Source organism: Bradyrhizobium sp. USDA 327 (genome assembly GCF_041262065.1).
GTDB lineage: Bacteria > Pseudomonadota > Alphaproteobacteria > Rhizobiales > Xanthobacteraceae > Bradyrhizobium > Bradyrhizobium liaoningense.
Map to the genome: position 1 here is coordinate 3,553,968 of NZ_JBGCCW010000001.1, position 20,150 is coordinate 3,574,117.

Here is a 20,150-nt window from a genome sequence, read left to right on the forward strand (position 1 = left end):
TCAGCGCCTCGCGCGACGCAAGGGGACGGAATCAGTTCCGCTATGACGACAACAAACCAGACCAGCCTGCGCGCGGATCAGCGGCGCGGCCTTCACGCATGCTGGCGCGGCTTGCGCATGCTCGCAGCTGCCGCCGTGGTCGGCGCGGCTCTTGCGGGCTGTACGGGCGAGCAGTTCCAGAAGGGTTACATCCTGCCGCCCGGCGCGCTCGAGCAGATTCCGATCGGCGCAAGCCAGGACCAGGTGCTGATCGTGATGGGCACTCCCTCCACGGTCGCAACCCTCGACGGTGAGGTCTTTTACTACATCTCGCAACGCTCGGAGCGCCCGGTCGCCTTCATGAACCAGAAGGTGGTCGACCAGCGCGTCATCGCGATCTATTTCGACAAGAACCGGCGCGTGCGCCGGCTTGCGAATTACGGTCTGCAGGACGGCAAGATCTTCGACTTCATCAGCCGCACCACGCCGACGTCGGGTCAGGAGATGAACTACCTCACACCGCTGTTCAAGCTGCTCAGCTTCAACTGAGACTCCAGAGCGCTTTTCGCGCGGAGTCGATAACGGCTCGCGCGGAAAAAATGCGTCCAACACACAGCCAGAGCCCTTCCAATTCCGTCGGAAGGTAAATTGCTCTGAGCTGCGGCGTCGTGCCGCTCTGCGCGCGCCACATGCCGTCGCACGCGACTTGCGGTCGCACGAGCGGTTCCGTACGGTCCCTGCAAAGAAAGAAGCAGGGAGTGGATTCGTGCCTAAGCCTTTGTTGTCCCGCCGTCGCGTGCTCACCGGCGCTGCCGGCCTTTCAGCCGCAGCCATACTGCCGCGATCGAGCCTCGCCGACTGGAAGCCCACCGAAAACGTTCGCCTCGTCGTGCCGGCTGCGGCCGGCGGCTCGACCGACGTGATGGGCCGGCTCTTGGCCGCGCATCTGCAAACCGCCTGGGGCCAGTCGGCGGTCGTGGAAAACCGCTCCGGCGGCGGCGGCACCATCGGGACTGCCGAGGTGGTCCGCGCCAAGCCTGATGGTCACACCATCCTGGTCGGCAATCCCGGTCCGAACGCGATCGCCTACAGCATCTTCAAGAACCTCACCTACAAGCCCGACCAGCTGCAGCCGGTCTCGAACATGATCCGGATCCCGAACATCGTCTCGGCGCATCCGAAGACCGGCATCAAGTCGATCCCCGAGCTGATCGCCTACCTCAAGGCCAATCCGGACAAGCTCAGCTACGCCTCTTCGGGCGTTGGCCAGAGCCCTCACCTCACCGGCGCCTGGTTCCTCCAGCTCACCGGCCTGAAGATGACGCACATCCCGTTCCGCGGCGCCGGACCCGCGCTTCAAGCGGCCCTCGCCGGCGACATCCAGATCCTGTTCGACAATCTCTATCCGAGCCTGCCTCAGGTGCAGAACGGCACGCTCAACGGTCTCTGCGTCACCACGACCGAGCGCAGCGACCTCGCGCCGAACCTGCCGACCATGCGAGAGAGCGCGCCGGAACTGGCGAGTTTCGACATCTCGTCCTGGTTCTCGGTGTTCCTGCCGAAGGGGGTTTCACCCGAGGTGCTCAACGCGCTCAATCTCCAGATCAAGGCGATGCTGGAGCGCGAGGACATCAAGAAGCAGATCGCCGCCATGGGCGCCCGCGCCGATTACGGCACGCCGCAGCAATTTGCCGCCTTCGTGGAGGCCGAGACGAAGAAGTTCGCCGGCATCATCCAGAAGGAAGGGCTGCAAATGGACGTGCAGTAGTTTCTCGTGTCCCGGATGCCGCCTGCGGCATCCGGGACTTGAGCAACTGCTATCCGGTCGTAACCCCGTCGATCGGACTGATATCTCCGACGAAGCGCAAGAGATCGCTCATCAGGAACGTGCCCGGGGTCTTCGCCGGCAGCGTCGGCTTCCAGTTCCGCTGGCTGAGATAGGATTGGTTATCGCCAGCGACGATTCCAATGAACACCTCAGCCACGATGCGCGCGCCGACCGGACCGAGCCGAAGACCGCCGGTCTTCACCTGAGCCTCTTTGAGGATATAATACCAAAGCGGCGTCTTTCGATCGAAGCCGTGCGCGGCCGCAACCGCGCCGTCCGTGCCGGTTGCGATCTCCGCTGGCTTGAGCACTGGAATCGCCATCGCGCGCGCCACATCTTGACCAGACGGCAATCCGAGATTGACTCCGCGCTGCAGGTTGCGGAGCGGCAGGCTACCGCCGCCACCTGGAAGATCGTGCAATTTCGGAATGAGGAATGGATCGATCTTGCGCGAATGGTTGAACAGGAAGTTTGGCGTCGGCGCAATCGCCGGATCGAATTCGTAGAAGCGGCTCCAGTCGATGATCCAGTCCGTGGGCAAGGTGCTGACGTTGGGTGGGGAATTGGGCGCGTTGGGAGTGGTACCGGCGATTTCGCCCAGGATGCGGCCGGAGAGCCCGGAGAAGAAGAACTCGAGGTTGAGGGTCGCCGCAGCAAAGCCGCCGGGCTGCGTGAACACATGGTTGTGGCTATAGGTCTCGCGAACCATGCTGTGTCCGAGCCGGTAGGCTGCCGCCGAGAACTCGACCGGCATATAGGGCACCTTCTGGAATCGATAGAACTTCCGGCCCTCGTGCAGAATCTTGGCGACGATGCCCTTCTCCGTTAGGCGCTCGACGAAATCGTGCAGCACCATCCATTGATAGTGCCAAGTCACCAGCTTTCGTGATTCGGAGAAGAGCTTGTCGGGCGCCGGCGCATTGGGGCCGGCCGCGAGCATGTCGACGACCTTGTTGTGGAATTTCAGGAACGCAAGGTGCGTCTGTGCGACCAGCAGATTCTCGTCATTGCGATGGTCGCCGATCAGGGCCCGCCCTTCCGAATTCCTCGTCAGATCATTCGGAAAGACGCCGGCCGCGCGCGGCGTGGGCTCTGTCTTGCCGAGCAGGAACTTCGGCCCGGGCTGTGCGACGTTGTTGGTGTCGCGAGCGTAGAGTTGGGGACTGCCATCCGGTCCCAGACCGTAAATGCTGTCGAGATCGAGCCTCGGCGTGCGGAAGTTCATGGTGGCGTTGGGATCCTCCTGCTTCTCGGCAAGCGAAGTGAGATCAAGCGTAATGTCGTGATCGACGAATTGGCCGAGATAGGTAAAGCCCGACGGAATGTTGGAATTGTCACCGGTCACATCGTCCGGACTGGCGTCCTTCATCGCGGTCGCAAGCGCCCGCAGCGCAGCCTCCGGCGCCGTGAATGCCGGCAGGTCAAACATCCGGCCGAACAAGCCGGGATCTGCATTGGCGCTGGGCGGTTTCAAACCGGCCCTGGTCGGCTGGCGTCCGGCTTTCCCGTGTCTTGGGTTCAGGTTTACAGCTTGCGTCATTCTTCCCTCCAGTGGGTGAGACAGCAGCTGCACGGTAGTCCCCGGAGGGAAGACACTTTGTAATTGACGTCACAGTTCCCCTGCGACAAAGCAGCCGCGAAGGAACGATATCGTGAAAGCCAAAACCCCGCGGCTCACACCGCGGGGCTCGTCTTGCAAACTCGTGACGCCGCTCAGTGCGCCAAAATCGCCAGCAGCAGCAGGGCCACGATGTTGGTGATCTTGATCATCGGATTCACCGCGGGGCCCGCCGTGTCCTTGTAGGGATCGCCGACGGTGTCGCCGGTCACGGCGGCCTTGTGGGCATCACTGCCCTTGCCGCCGAAATGACCGTCCTCGATGTACTTCTTGGCGTTGTCCCAGGCGCCGCCGCCCGAAGTCATCGAGATCGCGACGAACAGGCCCGTCACGATCACGCCGAGCAGCATTGCGCCCACGGCCGAGAACGCCGCCGACTTGCCGGCCGCGCCGCCGCCCGCGATCGCATAGATCACGAAGTAGACGAAGATCGGTGACAGCACGGGCAGCAGCGAGGGGATGATCATCTCCTTGATCGCCGCCTTCGTCAGCAGATCGACCGCCTTGCCGTAGTCAGGCTTGTCGGTGCCCTGCATGATGCCCGGCTTCTCGCGGAACTGGCGTCGAACCTCCTCGACGATCGCGCTTGCCGCACGGCCCACGGCCGTCATGCCCATGGCGCCGAACAGATACGGCAAGAGGCCGCCGAACAAGAGGCCCACCACCACGTAGGGGTTGTTGAGCGAGAAGTCCGGATTGACGCCGGCGAAGTAGGGATGCTGCGCGGAGCCGGCAACGAAGAACTTGAGGTCCTGGTTGTAGGCCGCGAACAGCACCAGGGCGCCGAGACCGGCGGAGCCGATCGCGTAGCCCTTGGTCACCGCCTTGGTGGTGTTGCCGACCGCGTCGAGCGCGTCGGTCGATTTGCGCACCTCCTTCGGCAGGCCCGCCATCTCGGCGATGCCGCCGGCGTTGTCGGTGACGGGGCCGAAGGCGTCGAGCGCGACGATCATGCCGGCCAGCGCCAGCATGGTGGCGGTCGCGATCGCGATGCCGAACAGGCCGGCGAGGCTGTGGGTGACCAGGATGCCGGCGATGATCACGATCGCGGGCAGCGCGGTCGCTTCCATCGAGATCGCAAGGCCCTGGATCACGTTGGTGCCGTGACCGGTCACCGAGGCCTGGGCGATCGACTTCACCGGGCGGTAGTCGGTGCCCGTGTAGTATTCGGTGATCCAGATGATCAGCGCGGTGACGACGAGGCCGACCACGCCGCATTCGAACAGCGCCATGCCGGTGTAATCGACGCCCTCGAGCTTGCCGAAGCCGATCAGGTAGTAGATCACCAGCGCGATGCCGATCAGGGACAGGATGCCAGTCGCGATCAGGCCCTTGTAGAGCGCGCCCATGATCGACTGGCTCGGCCCGAGCTTGACGAAGAAGGTGCCGATGATCGAGGTGATGATGCAGATGCCGCCGATCGCGAGCGGCAGCGTCATCATGTTGGCGAGGATCGTCGTCTTGGCGAAGAAGATGGCCGCCAGGACCATGGTGGCGACCGCGGTCACCGCATAGGTCTCGAACAGGTCGGCGGCCATGCCGGCGCAGTCGCCGACATTGTCACCGACGTTGTCGGCGATGGTCGCCGGGTTGCGCGGATCGTCCTCGGGAATGCCGGCCTCGACCTTGCCGACGAGGTCGCCGCCGACGTCCGCACCCTTGGTGAAGATGCCGCCGCCGAGACGGGCGAAGATCGAGATCAGCGAGGCGCCGAAGCCGAGCGCCACCAGGGCATCGACCACGACGCGGCTATCGGGCGCGAGCTTCAGCGAGTGGACCAAAAAGCCGAAATAGAGGGTCACCCCCAGCAGCGCGAGACCCGCCACCAGCATACCGGTGATCGCTCCCGCCTTGAAGGCGAGTTCGAGCCCGCCGGCAAGCGACGTCGTCGCGGCCTGGGCGGTACGCACATTGGCGCGGACCGAGACGTTCATGCCGATGAAGCCGGCAGCGCCGGACAGGATCGCGCCGATAGCAAAACCGATCGCGACATAGAGCCCGAGGAAATATACAAGCAGCACGAAGATGACGATGCCGACGAGACCGATCGTGGTGTATTGGCGCCGCAGATACGCCTGTGCGCCTTCGCGCACGGCTCCTGCGATCTCCTGCATGCGCGGCGACCCCGCATCCGCGCTCAACACCGAAGACGTCGCCCAAATCGCGTAGACGACGGAAAGCACTCCGCAGAGCACTATCAACCATAATGCTGTCATGTGATTTTTGCCTCAGATCCTTGATGTACCCCCGGCGCCTTTTGTTGTCCGTCGTGCGGTGCGGCGCCTTGATTTCGAACAAGGCCGCCCCCTTGCCCAAAAAGGGGCGGCCTCAGTCGGTCGCAAGCTTGCCAAAATCAAATAGAGGGTGCAACGCCGGATAAGGCCGAAACCGCCGATCTCGGCAGGTATTTAGGACCAAGTGCTGAGAACTAAGATGCCGGTTTGGAGCAATTCTCACAGCTGATCCGGAAAAGTGCGCAGCGGTTTTCCGAAAAGATCATGCTCGAACAGTGACCTCAAGCGCGATGGCGATTCATCCTGATCGCATCGCGCTTCAGAAGTGGCTGTAGGACAGCCGCGTCAAGAGCAGTTCCTGGCCCTGCCCATCCAGGAAGCGCGGCCGCTCATGACCCTGCACGATCCTGCCGATCGTGGTCACCGCAACGCCCTCGGCCCGCCCGGCGGCCATCAGCGCGTCGCTTTGCGCCGGCGGAACGGTGCACAGCACCTCGTAGTCATCGCCCCCCGCAAGCAGCGTCTCGACGCAAACGACGTTGTTTGCGAGCAGGCCGGCCGCCGCGGCCGAGAGCGGCACGCTTGCCACGTCGACCGAAGCCGAGACCCCGGACGCTGCACAGAGCTTGGCCAGATCGCCAGCGAGGCCGTCGGAAACGTCCATTGCTGCGGTCGCATGATCGCGCACCGCCCGCCCCAGCACGTTGCGCGGCTGCGGCACCCGATAGCGTGAGACCAGAAAATCCCGTGCGGCAGGATCGGATATCAGGGCCCCGGCAGCGGCACCGCCTTTGAGCACATCGAGGCCGAGCGCGGCGTCGCCGATCGTGCCCGTCACCAGGATGCGGTCGCCCGGCCTTGCGCCGGTACGGCCGATCATCCGCCCCCGCGGCACACGGCCGAAGGCCGTGATCGAGATCATCTGCGGACCCGGCGTCGACACCGTGTCGCCGCCGAGCAGAGGACAAGCGTAATGCTTTGCGTCCTCTCCCAGCGCGTCCGCAAAGGGACGGAGCCAGGCATCCTCTTGACCGCGCAGCGCGAGCGTCAGCACGAAGCCGGCTGGCAGCGCGCCCTTGGCGGCGAGATCGGACAGGTTCACCCGCAGCGCCTTGCGCGCGATGGTCTCGGGCGGATCGTCGGCAAGATAATGCACGCCCTCGACGACGGCATCGGTGGTGACGACGATGTCGTCGCCGGATGAGGACAGGACCGCGGCATCATCGACCAGACCGAACGCGCCGGGGTCGGTCGCCAGCGGCTTGAAGTAGCGCGCGATGAGGGCGTCTTCGCCCGAGCTGTCCTGTGCGTTCGTCATCGGCGCCACTCCACCCTCCGCTGTCCGGCCAGTGCGCAATTGCGCACTAGGACCGGGCGATCCAGTACGCCGAGACGCCCGATATCAATAACCGCTGCCGCGGCGTACTGGATCACCGGCTTTCGCGGGTGATGACAGCGGAATGTGTGACCTACCCTCGCCCGAACTCGTCGCCGCGAAACTGCCGGCCGATCTGGTCGAGCACCGCGTTCACCATGCCGGTTTCCTCGCGGTCGACGAAGGCATTGGCGACGTCGACATATTCCGAAACCACCACCCGGCCCGGCACATCCTTGCGATGCTGGAGCTCATAGGCTCCGGCGCGCAGCACCGCTCGCAGGATGGCTTCGATCCGCTTCAAGGGCCAGCCCTTCGACAGCGCCTCGTCGATCAGCGGATCGAGCTTCTTCTGGTCGCGCACGACGCCCGAGACCACGTCGCGGAAGAAGGCGGCTTCGGCCGGCAGGTAAGTGTCGCCCTCGACCTCGTTGCCGAGCCAGTGGCTCTCGAACTCGGCAAAGATGTCGTTGATACCGGCACCGGCGATATCCATCTGATACAGCGCCTGCACGGCTGCGAGCCGCGCCGCACCGCGCCGGTTCGCTTTCTTCTCGGTTCCGAGCGGCGGCTTTCTGGTGTTGTCGGCCATGGCTTCAGGCCTGCGCCAAGCGGCGTTTGATGCGCAGCATCGCCAACGCGGCGCGCGCGGCATCGCCGCCCTTGTCGAGTTCGCTGGCGCGCGCCCGCGCCCAGGCCTGCGCCTCGGTGTTGACGGTGAGGATGCCGTTGCCGAGCGGCAGTTTTCGCGAAACCGCAAGGTCCATCAGCGCGCGCGAGGATTCCTGCGAGACGATCTCGAAATGAATGGTGTCACCGCGGATCACACAGCCAAGCGCGATCACCGCGTCATAGGGCTTGCCGTTCGCCGCCGCGGCATCGACCGCGATGGCGACTGCCGCGGGGATCTCCAAAGCGCCGGGAACCGTGATGACATCGTGGGTCAGGCCGGCCGCCTTCAGCTCGGCGACCGCGCCGTCCAGCAGCGCATCCTGGAGATCGTCATAGAACCGCGCCTCGACAATCAGCGCGCGCGCGCCGGAAATGTCGGTCTGGTCCTTCAGGGGTGCGCGCCGCGCGTCTGCCATCGTTCAATCCGTTTTACAGTCGTCGGCGCGTTATGTAGTCGCCGCCGGCGGGTTAGCCAAGTTGAAAGACACTGTCATTCCGGGACGCGGAGCGAACCCGGAATCTCGAGATTCCCCGGCGCGCAATTGCGCACCTGTGGTCTGGTCCTTCGGACCATCCCGGAGTGACCGGCTTCGCCGGTCACTTCATTTCCGTCAGCCGCGCCGCATAGCGGGCCATCAGGTCGACCTCGATATTGACCTCGTCCCCCGCCTTCCAGTCGCCGACGGTCGTGACCGTCAGCGTGTGCGGGATGATCAGCACCGAAAAACTCACGTCCTTGACCGTATTGACCGTCAACGACACGCCGTCGAGCGTGATCGAGCCCTTGGTGGCGATGAACCGCGCCAGCTCCCGCGTGGTGGAAAGCTCGAACCGCGCCATGTCGGGCAGATCCTCGCGGCTGAGAAGCGTCGCGATGCCGTCCGCATGGCCGGCGACGATATGCCCGCCAAGCTCATCGCCGATCTTCAGGGCGCGCTCGAGATTGAGTCTCGTTCCCACCTTCCAGTGCTTGGCGGTCGTCAACGCCAGCGTCTCGGCGGCGGTATCGACGTCGAACCAGGTCCTTTGAGCAGAGCCCTTGCCGCCCTCCACGCCCGAGCCAACCACCGTCAGGCAGACGCCGTTGCAGGCGATTGAGGCGCCGTCGGCAATCGTGCTCTGATCGTAGCGGCAGGCGATGCGCAGGCGGTGCAGCTGCCCCTGCGCCGTGGGCGTGAAGCTGACGATCTCGCCGATATCGGTGACAATGCCGGTGAACATTAGGCGCGCTCGTAGATGGTGAGAGTATCCTTGCCGAAGGTCTCGCTAGCATGAACCTTGTAGGCCGGCGACTGCGTGATTTTCGACAGGGGCAATGCATCGAGCGCATCGACGCCGCCACTGCCCACCGCTTCCGCCCCGCGGAACAGCCAGATCTCGTCCACGAGATCGGCCGCAACAAAGGACGCGGCGACACGGCTGCCGCCCTCGACCATCAGCCGCGTGATCCCTTTCTCGGCCAGCGCGCGCAGCACGGCCGGAAGATCGAGCCCGGACGTGCCCCCCGGCGACACGCGAATGATCTGCGCACCGGCCGCGCCGAGCCGCATGGCGGCGGCAGCCTCGGCGAGCTCGGACCCCACCACCCAGAGCGGCGTCTCGCGCGCGGATCGCACGAGCTGGCTCGATGCGGGAATGCGCAGGCTCTGGTCGAGCACCACGCGCACCGGCGAGCGCACCGCCATGCCCGGCAGGCGGCAGGTGAGGAGCGGATCGTCCGCCAGCACCGTTCCGATGCCGACCAGGATCGCATCGCTGCGTGCGCGGAGAAGATGCACGCGGTCGCGCGCGGCTTCACCCGTGATCGCGAGCGGCTCGCCGCCGGCCGCGCCGATCTTGCCGTCGGGCGAAACCGCGAGCTTGAGGATCACATGCGGGCGGTGATCCCTGATGCGGCGGAAATGGCCGGCATGGCCGAAGGCGGCCTCCGCCGCGCAAAGACCCACGTCCACATTGATGCCGGCGGCGCGCAGACGGGCGTGCCCCTGGCCTGCGACCTCAGGATTGGGATCCTCGATCGCCGCCACGACCCGCTTGATGCCCGCTGCGATCACCGCATCGGCGCAAGGCGGCGACTTGCCGAAATGCGAGCATGGCTCCAAGGTGACATAGAGCGTGGCGCCGCGCGCCGCCTCGCCCGCGCGCCGCAGCGCCTCGGGCTCACCATGCGGCCGTCCTCCAGGCTGCGTCCAGCCGCGGCCGACGATGACGCCGTCCTTGACGATGACGGCGCCCACGGCCGGATTCGGCCAGGTCCGCCCCTGCCCGCGCTTGCCCAGCGAGAGCGCCAGCTCCATGAATCGGCGATCGGCGTCCTTGGCCTCGCGGGCCTTCTGCGCGAACTGGTCTTCCAGGATGCGGAAGATCATTTGCGGATCGCGGCGAGCCGCGCTTCCTCCTCGCCGGAGAGCTCGCCGAGGACGTCGGCGAAATCCTTGGCCTCGCGGAAATTGCGGTAGACCGAGGCAAAGCGCACATAGGCGACGTCGTCGAGCGTGCGCAGATGCTCCATCACGGTCTCGCCGATCACCTCGGAGGAGATCTCGGCTTCGCCTCCGGTCTCGAGCTCGCGCACGATGGTGGAAACCATCTTCTCCACCCGCTCCGGCTCGACCTGCCGCTTGCGCAAGGAGATCTGCACCGAGCGCATCAGCTTGTCGCGATCGAACGGCACGCGGCGCCCGTTGCGCTTGATCACCGTGAGCTCGCGCAGCTGCACGCGCTCGAAGGTGGTGAAGCGGAAATTGCAGGCGACGCACACGCGCCGCCTGCGGATCACGGACGAGTCCTCAGTCGGACGCGAGTCCTTTACCTGCGTATCCAGACTGTTGCAGTTCGGGCAGCGCATCCGCTTGGCCTAGCCTTACTGGTAGATCGGGAACCGGTCGGTGAGCGCCTTGACCCGTTCCTTGATCGCAGCTTCCACCAGCGGCGCCTTGCCGTCGGAGGACTGCGCGATCGCATTGAGGACCTCGGCGATCAAGCCGCCGACCTGCTGGAATTCGGCCACGCCGAACCCGCGGCTGGTCGCCGCCGGCGTGCCGAGTCGAATCCCGGAGGTGACGAAGGGCGACTCCGGATCGAACGGAATGCCGTTCTTGTTGCAGGTGATGGCCGCGCGGACCAGCGCCTTCTCCGAGACGTTGCCCTTCAGGCCTTTCGGCCGGAGATCGACCAGCATCAGATGATTGTCGGTGCCGCCGGAGACGATATCGAGACCATGGCCCTTCAAGGTCTCTGCCAGGGCCTTGGCGTTCTCGACGACGTTCTTGGCGTAGACCTTGAAGTCCGGACGCAGCGCCTCGCCGAAGGCGACCGCCTTGGCCGCAATCACGTGCATCAGGGGACCGCCCTGAAGGCCCGGGAAGATCGCCGAGTTGAGCTTCTTGGTCAGCGTCTCGTCATTCCACAGCATGAGGCCGCCGCGCGGACCGCGCAGCGACTTGTGCGTCGTCGTCGTGGTGACGTGCGCGTACGGCACCGGCGAAGCATGCACGCCGCCGGCGACGAGCCCGGCGAAATGCGCCATGTCGACCAGGAGGTACGCCCCGACGCTGTCCGCAATCTCGCGAAAACGCTTGAAGTCCCAGGCGCGCGAATAGGCCGAGCCGCCGGCGATGATCAGCTTCGGCTTGACCTGCTCGGCCTGCTTGGCCACCGCGTCCATGTCGATGATCTGGTCCTCGCGGCGCACGGTATAGTGCGCGGCCTTGAACCACTTGCCGCTCATGTTGACGGGCGAGCCGTGTGTGAGATGGCCGCCGGCGGCGAGATCGAGCCCCATGAAGGTGTCGCCGGGCTGGAGCAGCGCCAGGAACACCGCCTGGTTCATCTGGCTGCCGGAATTCGGCTGCACATTGGCGAAATTGGCGCCGAACAGCTTCTTGGCGCGATCGATCGCAAGGTTCTCGGCGACGTCGACCCACTCACAACCGCCGTAATAGCGCGCGCCCGGATAGCCTTCCGCGTACTTGTTGGTCATCACCGAACCCTGCGCTTCCAGCACGGCCCGGCTGACGATGTTCTCGGAGGCGATCAGCTCGACTTCATGGCGCTGCCGGCCGAGCTCGCCCTTGATGGCGGCGGCGATTTCCGGATCGGCCTGCTCGAGCGAGGCGGTGAAAAACGAATCGGGCGCGGAGGCGGTTTTGGGTGCGGTCATCTTGCGAATATCTCCACCGCCGCAGCCTTTTGGCGGGCTACGGACGGGTCTGGTGTGGCGATCGGAAGCGGCGAGCGCGATCTACCACATCGCCCGCAACAGGCCAAGTAGTTGCGGGTCGAGCCTGATATTTATGCAAGATGTGGTGGCGGATTGGAGATTTCGAGCGCGGGAGCGGTTCTATGGAACCACTCCTCTGCACTATCTCGACGGGCCGCTGCGGGCCTCATCTCCGCCAACAGCCACCGGCTCAAGCCGGCGGCGTTTCACAGCCCCGTATACCCCGCCTTCACCGGATCCACGCTGCCGTCGAGCTGGCGCAGATAGGTCAGGCCGCAAACCGTCAACCTGTGAGGGTCCTTCTCGCCGGCTTCCATCAACGTATTGAGATAGTTCGTGACCTTGGCCCGGGCCTCCTCGCTGGCCGCGGCGGTGCGGTTGGCGAGCAGGTCATAGGTCTTCATGATGCGGTCGATGGCAGCTTCCATGGCATCCTCTGGTTCGTCGCGATTTTGGGAGTTTCGATCAGGCAACCGCCTTGGCCTCGATCTGCGCCTGGAACCGGGCAATCGCCTTGTTGGCCAGCCTGATCTTGTTGAATTCGCCTTGCTGGAGCAGCTTGACGATGAGGCCGAGCAGGCGTTCGTCAGTGACGAGCGTGTCGGGGATCGCGCCGGAACGGCGAAGGTAATTCGCGGCAATGCCATAGGCCTCGCTGACGAGTTCCACGTTCATCGCCCGAAGCCCGCGCTCGACCAGCATCGACATCTCTCCGATCCGAAAGAGATAAGCGCCCAGCCCGGAACTGGTTCCTCACGGCCGGCACATTTTTTCGCAGGTGCGAGAACACAAAACGCACCGGTCCGGAAAATCCGGGCCGGCGCGCTTGGGGAGGTCAGGCACGTTCGGGAAGGCTGCCGGTCTTGTTGCGGGCCGGCTTGGCCTTGATCCCTTCAGAAAACTCAGAGGCGATAGAGGATCTGGTCGGTCCAGAACCGCTCGAGGCGGTGCAGCGACTTGTTGAGGGTCGCAAACTCGTCGCCGGAGATGCCGCCGACCTGCTCCACCGTCTTGACGTGCTTCTGGTAGAGCGCGTCGACGATGCGGCGGACTTCCTGGCCCTGCGGGGTCAGGCGGATGCGCACCGAGCGGCGATCAACGCGCGAGCGCTGATGATCGAGGAAGCCGAGCTCGACGAGCTTCTTCAGATTGTAGGAGACGTTGGAGCCGAGATAGTAACCGCGCGTGCGCAGCTCGCCCGCGGTCAGCTCCTTGTCGCCGATGTTGTAGAGCAAGAGCGCCTGGACCGAGTTGATGTCCGCACGGCCGCGGCGATCGAATTCATCCTTGATCACGTCGAGGAGCCGGCGATGCAGCCGCTCCACCAGAGTCAAAGCTTCCAGATAGAGCGACTGCACCGAACCCTGCTGGCCGGAGACGCGCTCTGCGGTATCTGCCGCAGTTGCGACGGCTTTCATCATGACACTTCCCCTGTTGTCGTTTTTATCGACACTTATTCGACGAAACTTGTGTCCCGCCTGATAGGTGCAACTTAAGGGGCGCGTTTGAAGATCGGCTTAAATAAGAGAATAAAGAGATCATGAATTTAAGACAGTGAATTGCGGATTAAGCCTGTGCCACAAGCACTTTTCGCAACCCTCTGTTGACCTTCGCAAGGTCCTGTTCACCCTCCGTCCGCCCCTGTTGTCGCATTCCAGAACAGCCCCGCCCCGTTTCGAAACGCGCGCGTAAGAGCTGTGGCGAAAGCGGCTGGTTAGCGAAAACTTACGTCGAATTTTACGCAACCAACGGTCAACCAAGAGCAACACTCTCATGTCCCGGACAAGCGCCACGAAGCGGAGCGCAGAGCCGGGATCCAGATGTCGCAAACTGAGATCGCGGCGAAATGGGCCCGGCTCAGCAGAGCATCACCATAGCGCGTTGACGACGCGCGTAAACGCGCTGTTGATGCTGCGCTGCGTCCGGGGCACGAATGTTCGCGCGTCGAGAAACGCTGCTACGGCGGCCGTTCGCGCGCGGCCATCCAGGCGAGCGCGAGATAGGCGGCGAGCATGAAGACCTCGACGCCGACCACGACGAGGCTGCCGCCGTAGATTCCAGGGAACATCAGCTCGATCACGGCCATCGACACCACGGTCGTGAGCCACACCACCGCGCCCCAGGGCGTGGCGAGCCAGAGGCCGACCGCGGCCACGAGCTCGATCACGGCGAAGTAGACGGTCGCGGCCTGCCAGGCCATCGACTGGTTCTCGAACGCCTCGTCCTCGCCGCCGACGAACCCCGTCACCTGGGCCCAGTGATAGAGACCTTTCAGGATCGAGAGCAGCGCCATCACCCGCAGGAACAGCACCAGCCGGCGCGTCCAGACATTGTCATCGGACTGGGTGCGCTCCGACGAGATCGCCGCCACCGACAACGCGCTCTCTCTGGCATTGTCTCGGGCGGCGTCCCTGGCCTGGGCGCCGTCGCGGGCCGCATCGCGGGTAGAGATCTCGGACATGGCCCCTTCTGGCTGCTTCGCCCCGCAAAATCAATCGGCTGCCATCCCTTGCGGCAGGTCAAGCCGCGGTGACGGGAACCATGCGAGCTGGTATAAGAATAATTCCAGCCGGAGGAAGAGTGATGGCGATCAAATACGGACGTCCGATCGAATTGCGCGAGGTTTCGCGCCGGGATAGCACGGCAGTGCCCCATGCCCTCGATCTGACCGTCCGTCCGCGCCGTAACCGCAAGGCCGAGTGGGCCCGGCGCATGGTGCGCGAGAACATCCTCACCACCGACGATCTGATCTGGCCGCTGTTCCTGATCGACGGCCACAACAGGCGCGAGCAGGTCGCCTCGATGCCGGGCGTCGACCGCCTCAGCGTCGACCAGGCCGTGCGCGAGGCCGAGCGCGCCATGAAGCTGACCATCCCCTGCATCGCGCTGTTTCCCTACACCGACCCCTCCTTGCGCGACGAGGAAGGCTCGGAGGCCACCAACCCGGACAACCTGGTCTGCCAGGCGGTGCGCGCGATCAAGAAGGAGTTTCCGGAGATCGGTATCCTCTGCGACGTCGCGCTGGATCCCTTCACCAGCCACGGCCACGACGGCCTGATTTCCGACGGCAAGATCCTGAACGACGAGACGGTGGCGGTGCTGGTGCGCCAGGCGCTGGTGCAGGCCGAGGCCGGATGCGACATCATCGCGCCCTCCGACATGATGGACGGCCGCGTCGCCGCGATCCGCGAGGGGCTGGATCGCTCAGGTCTGCTCGACGTGCAGATCATGGCCTATGCGGCCAAATATGCCTCCGCCTTCTACGGCCCGTTCCGCGACGCCATCGGCTCGGCCAAGACGCTGACCGGCGACAAGCGTACCTATCAGATGGACAGCGCCAACACCGACGAGGCGTTGCGCGAGGTCGAGCTCGATATCGCCGAGGGCGCCGACATGGTGATGGTGAAGCCCGGCATGCCCTATCTCGACGTGGTCCGCCGCGTGAAGGATACGTTTGCGATGCCGACCTTCGCCTACCAGGTCTCCGGCGAATACGCGATGATCGCGGCCGCCGCGAACAACGGCTGGCTCGACGGCGAACGTGCCATGATGGAGAGCCTGCTCGCCTTCAAGCGCGCCGGCGCGGACGGCGTGCTGAGCTATTTCGCGCCGAAGGCAGCAGAGAAGCTGCGGACGCAAGGGTAGCCCCCACTGCATCTCCAATGTCGTCCCCGCGAACGCGGGGACCCATACCGCGCGATCTCTTCGTGATGCGCGTTGTTCGTACCGGCGAAGGATCAACCGCTGATCTTCGCCAAACCTCTCCCTTGGGATTATGGGTCCCCCGCGTTCGCGGGGACGACAGCGGGATGTCGCGCCAGCGCGTCTCTTCGACCACCAGCCCGCCCCCGAATCGCCGGAATATTTCGGTTTGCTGACGCCCGCGCGCCCTTGGCACGGGCATGGTCTGTTCCCATGTCGTGCCACGAGGGTTTTTCCTCCTGGGAGGACGGACGATGTCGTACGACTCGAGTGATTCAGGCGTCTGGCGCAATGACGGCGGGTTGCAGCCGCACGCCTACGACCCCTACCTGCATCCGGAACTGTTCCGCGGCGTGGCGACGCGGCGGGTGTTCGCGTTCCTGATCGACATGGTCGTGATCTCGGTGCCCGTGATCCTTGGCTACGTCTTCATCGCATTGTTCGGCGTGGTCACCCTCGGCATCGGCTGGGCCCTGTTCTGGATCGCGTGGCCGGCCTCCGTCATCTGGGCCATCGTCTATTACGGCGCCTGCATCGGCGGTCCGTCGTCCGCGACGATCGGCATGCGGGTCATGGATCTGGAATTGCGCACCTGGTACGGCGCGCCCGGCTACTTCGTGCTCGGCGCCACCCATGCCGTGCTGTTCTGGATCACGGTCTCGTTCCTGTCGCCCTTCGTGGTGCTGGTCGGCCTGTTCAACGGCCGGCGTCGCCTGCTGCACGATTTCGTGCTGGGCACGGTCGTGATCAACAATTCCGTCCGCGCTCCCGTGCCTCAAGCGGCAAGACCGTACTGATCAAGAACCTATCAACCAGGACGGACTAAGCTGAGTGATCTGACCTGCCGAGCAGACCGATTGACCAGGGGCTTTCGTAGCGCGATGCTGATGCTCAGTTCGGAGGCCCACGACGTCCCTTGACCCAGCACTCGCGCGACACCCCCCAATTTTACCTCACGGCGCCCTCGCCGTGCCCCTATTTGCCCGGCCGGCATGAGCGCAAGGTGTTCACGCACCTCGTCGGCGACCGCGCCGGCGACCTCAACGACCTCCTGACCCATGGCGGCTTCCGCCGCAGCCAGTCGATCGCCTACCGGCCGGCCTGCGACCAGTGCCGCGCCTGCGTCTCGGTCCGGGTGATCGCCAACGAGTTTCGGCCCTCCCGCAGCTTCCGGAAGGTGATGGCGCGCAACGCCGACATCATCGGCGAGCAGCGCAGCGCGGTGCCCACCTCCGAGCAATATTCGGTGTTCCGCGCCTATCTCGACGCCCGCCACCGCCACGGCGGCATGGCCGACATGACCGTGCTCGACTACGCCATGATGGTCGAGGACAGCCACGTCGAGACCCGCATCATCGAGTACCGCAAGCGCGGCCCCGACAGCGGCCTCACCGGCCGCGGCGAGGAGCTGATCGCGGTCGCCCTGACCGACGTGCTCAGCGACGGCCTGTCGATGGTCTATTCGTTCTTCGAGCCGAACCAGGTCAGCCGCTCGATGGGCACCTTCATGATCCTCGACCACATCGCGCGCGCCCGCCGCCAAGGCCTGCCTTACGTCTATCTCGGCTACTGGATCGAAGGCTCCAAGAAGATGGACTACAAGGCCCGCTTCCTGCCGCAGCAGCGCCTTGCACCCTCAGGCTGGCTGCGCATCGACGCGCAGGGCGACGTGGCATCCGAGCCGCAGGATTGAAGGAGCGAATGGTGAATGGCGAATAGGAGAAGCACGCTCCATTCGCTACTCGCTATTCGCCACTCACCCGAACAGCGTATCGGCGAGCAGCTTCAGATTCAAAACCACAATGACACCCGCCACGATCCAGGCGATCGCGGCGACGGATTTGGGTATCGCGAACTGACCCATCTTGCGGCGGTCGGAGACGAAGCGGACCAGCGGGATGACGGCGAAAGGCAGTTGCATCGACAGCACGACCTGGCTGAACACCAGCAGATCCGCCGTGCCGCGCTCGCCATAGATCGCCGTGACGATGATCACGGGAATGATGGCGATGCCGCGCGTCAGCAGGCGGCGCGCCCAGTTCGGCAGGCGCAGGTCGAGAAAGCCCTCCATCACGATCTGCCCGGCGAGCGTCGCCGTCACCGTCGAATTGAGGCCGGAGGCCAGCAGCGCCACCGCGAACAGCGTCGAGGCGATGCCGAGGCCGAGCAGCGGCGACAGCAGCTCGAAGGCCTGACCGATCTCGGCCACATCGGAATGGCCGCTCTTGTGGAAGGTCGCGGCAGCGACAACGAGGATGGCGGCGTTGATGAACAGCGCCAGCATCAGGGCGATGGTGGAGTCCGTCGTCGCCCATTTGATCGCTTCGCGCCGGCCCGTCTCGTTGCGCTCATAGGCGCGCGTCTGCACGATCGAGGAATGCAGATAGAGATTATGCGGCATCACGGTCGCGCCGATGATGCCGATCGCGATGTAGAGCATTTCCGGATTGGTGAAAATCTCGGTCTTCGGCAGGAAGCCGTGCAGGACCTCCGCCACCGGCGGGGCCGCAGCCACGATCTGGATCGCGAAGCAGACGGCGATCACCGCCAGCAGCGCGATGACGAAGGCTTCCAGGAAACGGAAGCCGCGGTTCATCAGGAGCAGCAGCAGGAAGGCGTCGAGCGCGGCGAGCAATGCGCCGCCGATCAGGGGAATGCCGAACAGGAGTTTCAGCGCGATCGCGGTCCCGATCACCTCGGCGAGATCGCAGGCGATGATCGCCGCCTCGCAGGCAATCCAGAGCAGGAAGTTCACCGCCGGTGAATAGGTGGCGCGGCAGGCCTGCGCGAGGTCGCGGTCGGTGACGATGCCGAGCCGCGCCGCCAGCGACTGGAGCAGGATCGCCATCAGGTTCGAGAGCAGGATGACGGACAGCAGCGTGTAGCCGAACTTCGACCCGCCGGCGAGATCGGTCGCCCAATTGCCGGGGTCCATGTAGCCGACCGAGACGAGGTAGCCCGGACCGACGAAGGCCAGCAGCCGCCGGGACCAGTGGCCTCGCGGGATCGCGACTGTGGAATTGACCTCGGCGAGGCTCTTGGTGGTGGGCGCGTCGGCACGCCAGGCGGTGGCGTCGGGAGTCAGGTGGGGTGATCGGGCATCCATGCCGGCAGAATAACCAACTTTGTTCTTATTGCAACTCATTTGCAACTGCATCTAGCGGCACCGTTCCGGCGCGGACCGCGGGGGATTTGCCTCTTGTCGGGAAGCGGGTGGGTCTGGTGGTCGTCGGGGGCGAACATTGGCGAAATTCGCCTTTGCAGGATATGAGCCATGTCAACGCCCGCCCGCCTCCCTGACACCTTCAATCGCCTCGCCTGGTCGAACCTCGCGGCGCAATCGGCCGAGCAGATTGCGCTCGCCGCTGCTCCCATCGTCGCCGTGCTGACGCTGGGGGTTGCCGAAGGTCAGACCGGCCTGCTCCAGACTGCGCTCACCTTGCCCTTCGTCCTGTTCGCCATTCCCGCCGGCGTGCTCGCCGACCGCATCTCCCGCCGCCGGCTGATGGCGGGCGCCGAGGCGTTGCGGGCCGCCGCGCTCGCCGCCATCGTGCTCCTGCTCGCGGTGGGGGCCCTCGACTTGCCGCTGCTGGCGCTGCTCGGCTTCGCTGCCGTGTGCGGCACCGTCGTCTACAGCGTCGCCGCGCCGGCGCTGGTGCCCTCGCTGGTGAGCTCGGAGCTGTTGCCGGCGGCGAATGCACGGATCGAGCTCGCGCGCACCATCGCCTTCGCCAGCGGCCCTGCGCTTGGCGGCGCGCTGGTGGGATGGTGGGGCGCCAGCCCGGCCTTCGGCTTTGCCGCGGCACTCTCGGCCATCGCCGTCGTGCTGCTCTCCGGCATCTACGAGCCCGCGCGCGGGCCTGCGCCGCGACGTCATCCGTTCCAGGAGATCCGCGAAGGCGCGGCCTTCGTGTTCCACCATCCGCTGCTGCGGCCGGTATTCATCACCCAGTTCATCTTCAACACCGGCTGGTTCCTGCAGATCGCCGTGTTCGTGCCCTATGCCGTGCGCCATCTCGGCTTGACGGCGGCCGGTGTCGGCGCGGTGCTGACGATGTACGGTGTCGGCATGGTGATCGGCGCGCTCCTCGCCACGCGCGTGATGAAGCGCATTGCCTTCGGCACCGTCGTCGGACTCGGCCCCGTCACCGGCTTCGTCGCCGCATTGGTGATGGCGCTGACGGTGCTGCTGCCCTCGCCGTGGCTCGCGGCCTTGAGCTTCTTCCTGCTCGGCGTCGGTCCGATCCTGTGGGTGATCTCGACCACGACGCTGCGCCAGTCGGTGACGCCGCCGCGCCTCCTGGGACGCGTCTCCGCCATCAACATCATGAGCTATGGCGCCCGTCCGCTCGGCTCGGCGCTGGGCGCGATCGTCGGCGGCCTCTGGAGCGCGGAAGCGTGCCTCTATCTCGCCGCCGCCGTATTCGGCCTGCAGGCGCTCGTGATCCTGCTGTCACCCGCGGTGGCGCTGGACCGGCAGCCGGACATGGTGGGGGACGAAGTGGCAGCGCAATGCTAGC

General features: G+C 65.1%; 20 protein-coding genes. 6 read left to right on the plus strand and 14 right to left on the minus strand.

Translation table 11 applies throughout. The features are described from left to right. The first annotated feature begins 42 nt into the window (after positions 1 to 42). Together ABIA42_RS16345 and ABIA42_RS16350 are read left to right on the plus strand one after the other, a co-directional pair. Positions 43 to 528, plus strand: a complete 486-nt coding sequence (locus ABIA42_RS16345; RefSeq protein WP_271529389.1) for an outer membrane protein assembly factor BamE — start codon at positions 43 to 45, stop codon at positions 526 to 528. Between the two features lie 217 nt (positions 529 to 745). Further along, on the plus strand, positions 746 to 1,747 hold the full coding sequence (locus tag ABIA42_RS16350) for a tripartite tricarboxylate transporter substrate binding protein (RefSeq protein ID WP_239623910.1): 1,002 nt from the start codon (positions 746 to 748) through the stop codon (positions 1,745 to 1,747). Between the two features lie 49 nt (positions 1,748 to 1,796). Here ABIA42_RS16350 and ABIA42_RS16355 read toward each other — a convergent pair whose 3' ends face one another. The 13 genes from ABIA42_RS16355 to ABIA42_RS16415 form a co-directional block, all read right to left on the minus strand. Next, the gene (locus tag ABIA42_RS16355; protein ID WP_370123253.1) at positions 1,797 to 3,347 is read right to left on the minus strand and encodes a heme peroxidase family protein; all 1,551 of its coding nucleotides are present in this window, start codon (positions 3,345 to 3,347) and stop codon (positions 1,797 to 1,799) included. 173 nt (positions 3,348 to 3,520) lie between these two features. Further along, a complete protein-coding gene (locus ABIA42_RS16360; protein WP_370123250.1) occupies positions 3,521 to 5,641 on the minus strand; it encodes a sodium-translocating pyrophosphatase in 2,121 nt (706 codons plus the stop codon). Between the two features lie 337 nt (positions 5,642 to 5,978). After that, a complete protein-coding gene (gene thiL / locus ABIA42_RS16365) occupies positions 5,979 to 6,977 on the minus strand; it encodes a thiamine-phosphate kinase (protein ID WP_370123247.1) in 999 nt (332 codons plus the stop codon). 151 nt (positions 6,978 to 7,128) lie between these two features. Beyond that, positions 7,129 to 7,626: a transcription antitermination factor NusB gene (nusB, locus tag ABIA42_RS16370; RefSeq protein ID WP_194393592.1), complete on the minus strand. Its 498-nt coding sequence runs from the start codon at positions 7,624 to 7,626 to the stop codon at positions 7,129 to 7,131. A 4-nt stretch (positions 7,627 to 7,630) separates the two neighbouring features. Continuing rightward, positions 7,631 to 8,122, minus strand: coding sequence for a 6,7-dimethyl-8-ribityllumazine synthase (ribH, locus tag ABIA42_RS16375; RefSeq protein ID WP_271529393.1), 492 nt, complete (start codon positions 8,120 to 8,122; stop codon positions 7,631 to 7,633). Positions 8,123 to 8,303: 181 nt separating this feature from the next. Further along, positions 8,304 to 8,927: a riboflavin synthase gene (locus ABIA42_RS16380; RefSeq protein ID WP_370123243.1), complete on the minus strand. Its 624-nt coding sequence runs from the start codon at positions 8,925 to 8,927 to the stop codon at positions 8,304 to 8,306. Continuing rightward, entirely contained in the window at positions 8,927 to 10,075 is a 1,149-nt protein-coding gene (ribD, locus tag ABIA42_RS16385) for a bifunctional diaminohydroxyphosphoribosylaminopyrimidine deaminase/5-amino-6-(5-phosphoribosylamino)uracil reductase RibD (RefSeq protein ID WP_271529395.1), read from the minus strand. Before ribD ends, ABIA42_RS16380 begins: the two co-directional genes overlap by 1 nt. Next, a complete protein-coding gene (nrdR, locus tag ABIA42_RS16390) occupies positions 10,072 to 10,554 on the minus strand; it encodes a transcriptional regulator NrdR (RefSeq protein ID WP_011087793.1) in 483 nt (160 codons plus the stop codon). The genes ribD and nrdR overlap by 4 nt, the downstream gene beginning before the upstream one ends. A gap of 15 nt (positions 10,555 to 10,569) precedes the next feature. Continuing rightward, positions 10,570 to 11,868: a serine hydroxymethyltransferase gene (gene glyA / locus ABIA42_RS16395; protein WP_271529396.1), complete on the minus strand. Its 1,299-nt coding sequence runs from the start codon at positions 11,866 to 11,868 to the stop codon at positions 10,570 to 10,572. A gap of 266 nt (positions 11,869 to 12,134) precedes the next feature. After that, a complete protein-coding gene (locus tag ABIA42_RS16400; RefSeq protein ID WP_124157990.1) occupies positions 12,135 to 12,356 on the minus strand; it encodes a hypothetical protein in 222 nt (73 codons plus the stop codon). Between the two features lie 37 nt (positions 12,357 to 12,393). Then, on the minus strand, positions 12,394 to 12,630 hold the full coding sequence (locus ABIA42_RS16405; protein ID WP_239629799.1) for a hypothetical protein: 237 nt from the start codon (positions 12,628 to 12,630) through the stop codon (positions 12,394 to 12,396). Between the two features lie 200 nt (positions 12,631 to 12,830). Continuing rightward, complete coding sequence (gene ldtR / locus ABIA42_RS16410; protein ID WP_025036696.1) at positions 12,831 to 13,349, minus strand: transcriptional regulator LdtR; 519 nt, start codon at positions 13,347 to 13,349, stop codon at positions 12,831 to 12,833. A 536-nt stretch (positions 13,350 to 13,885) separates the two neighbouring features. Further along, positions 13,886 to 14,389, minus strand: a complete 504-nt coding sequence (locus ABIA42_RS16415; protein WP_035674874.1) for a DUF6163 family protein — start codon at positions 14,387 to 14,389, stop codon at positions 13,886 to 13,888. Between the two features lie 122 nt (positions 14,390 to 14,511). Between ABIA42_RS16415 and hemB the strand changes: the two genes are divergently transcribed. The 3 genes from hemB (at position 14,512) to ABIA42_RS16430 (ending at position 17,323) form a co-directional block, all read left to right on the plus strand. Further along, a complete protein-coding gene (gene hemB / locus ABIA42_RS16420) occupies positions 14,512 to 15,573 on the plus strand; it encodes a porphobilinogen synthase (protein ID WP_271529397.1) in 1,062 nt (353 codons plus the stop codon). A gap of 311 nt (positions 15,574 to 15,884) precedes the next feature. Next, positions 15,885 to 16,427 carry an RDD family protein gene (locus ABIA42_RS16425; RefSeq protein ID WP_271529398.1) on the plus strand — a complete coding sequence of 181 codons (543 nt, stop codon included), beginning with the start codon at positions 15,885 to 15,887 and terminating at the stop codon, positions 16,425 to 16,427. A gap of 119 nt (positions 16,428 to 16,546) precedes the next feature. After that, the gene (locus tag ABIA42_RS16430) at positions 16,547 to 17,323 is read left to right on the plus strand and encodes an arginyltransferase (RefSeq protein WP_271529399.1); all 777 of its coding nucleotides are present in this window, start codon (positions 16,547 to 16,549) and stop codon (positions 17,321 to 17,323) included. A 63-nt stretch (positions 17,324 to 17,386) separates the two neighbouring features. Here the strand turns inward: ABIA42_RS16430 and ABIA42_RS16435 are convergent, their stop codons facing one another. Continuing rightward, a complete protein-coding gene (locus ABIA42_RS16435; RefSeq protein ID WP_271529400.1) occupies positions 17,387 to 18,736 on the minus strand; it encodes an Nramp family divalent metal transporter in 1,350 nt (449 codons plus the stop codon). Positions 18,737 to 18,904: 168 nt separating this feature from the next. Between ABIA42_RS16435 and ABIA42_RS16440 the strand changes: the two genes are divergently transcribed. Further along, on the plus strand, positions 18,905 to 20,149 hold the full coding sequence (locus ABIA42_RS16440) for an MFS transporter (RefSeq protein ID WP_271529401.1): 1,245 nt from the start codon (positions 18,905 to 18,907) through the stop codon (positions 20,147 to 20,149). The last annotated feature ends 1 nt before the right edge of the window (position 20,150 follow it).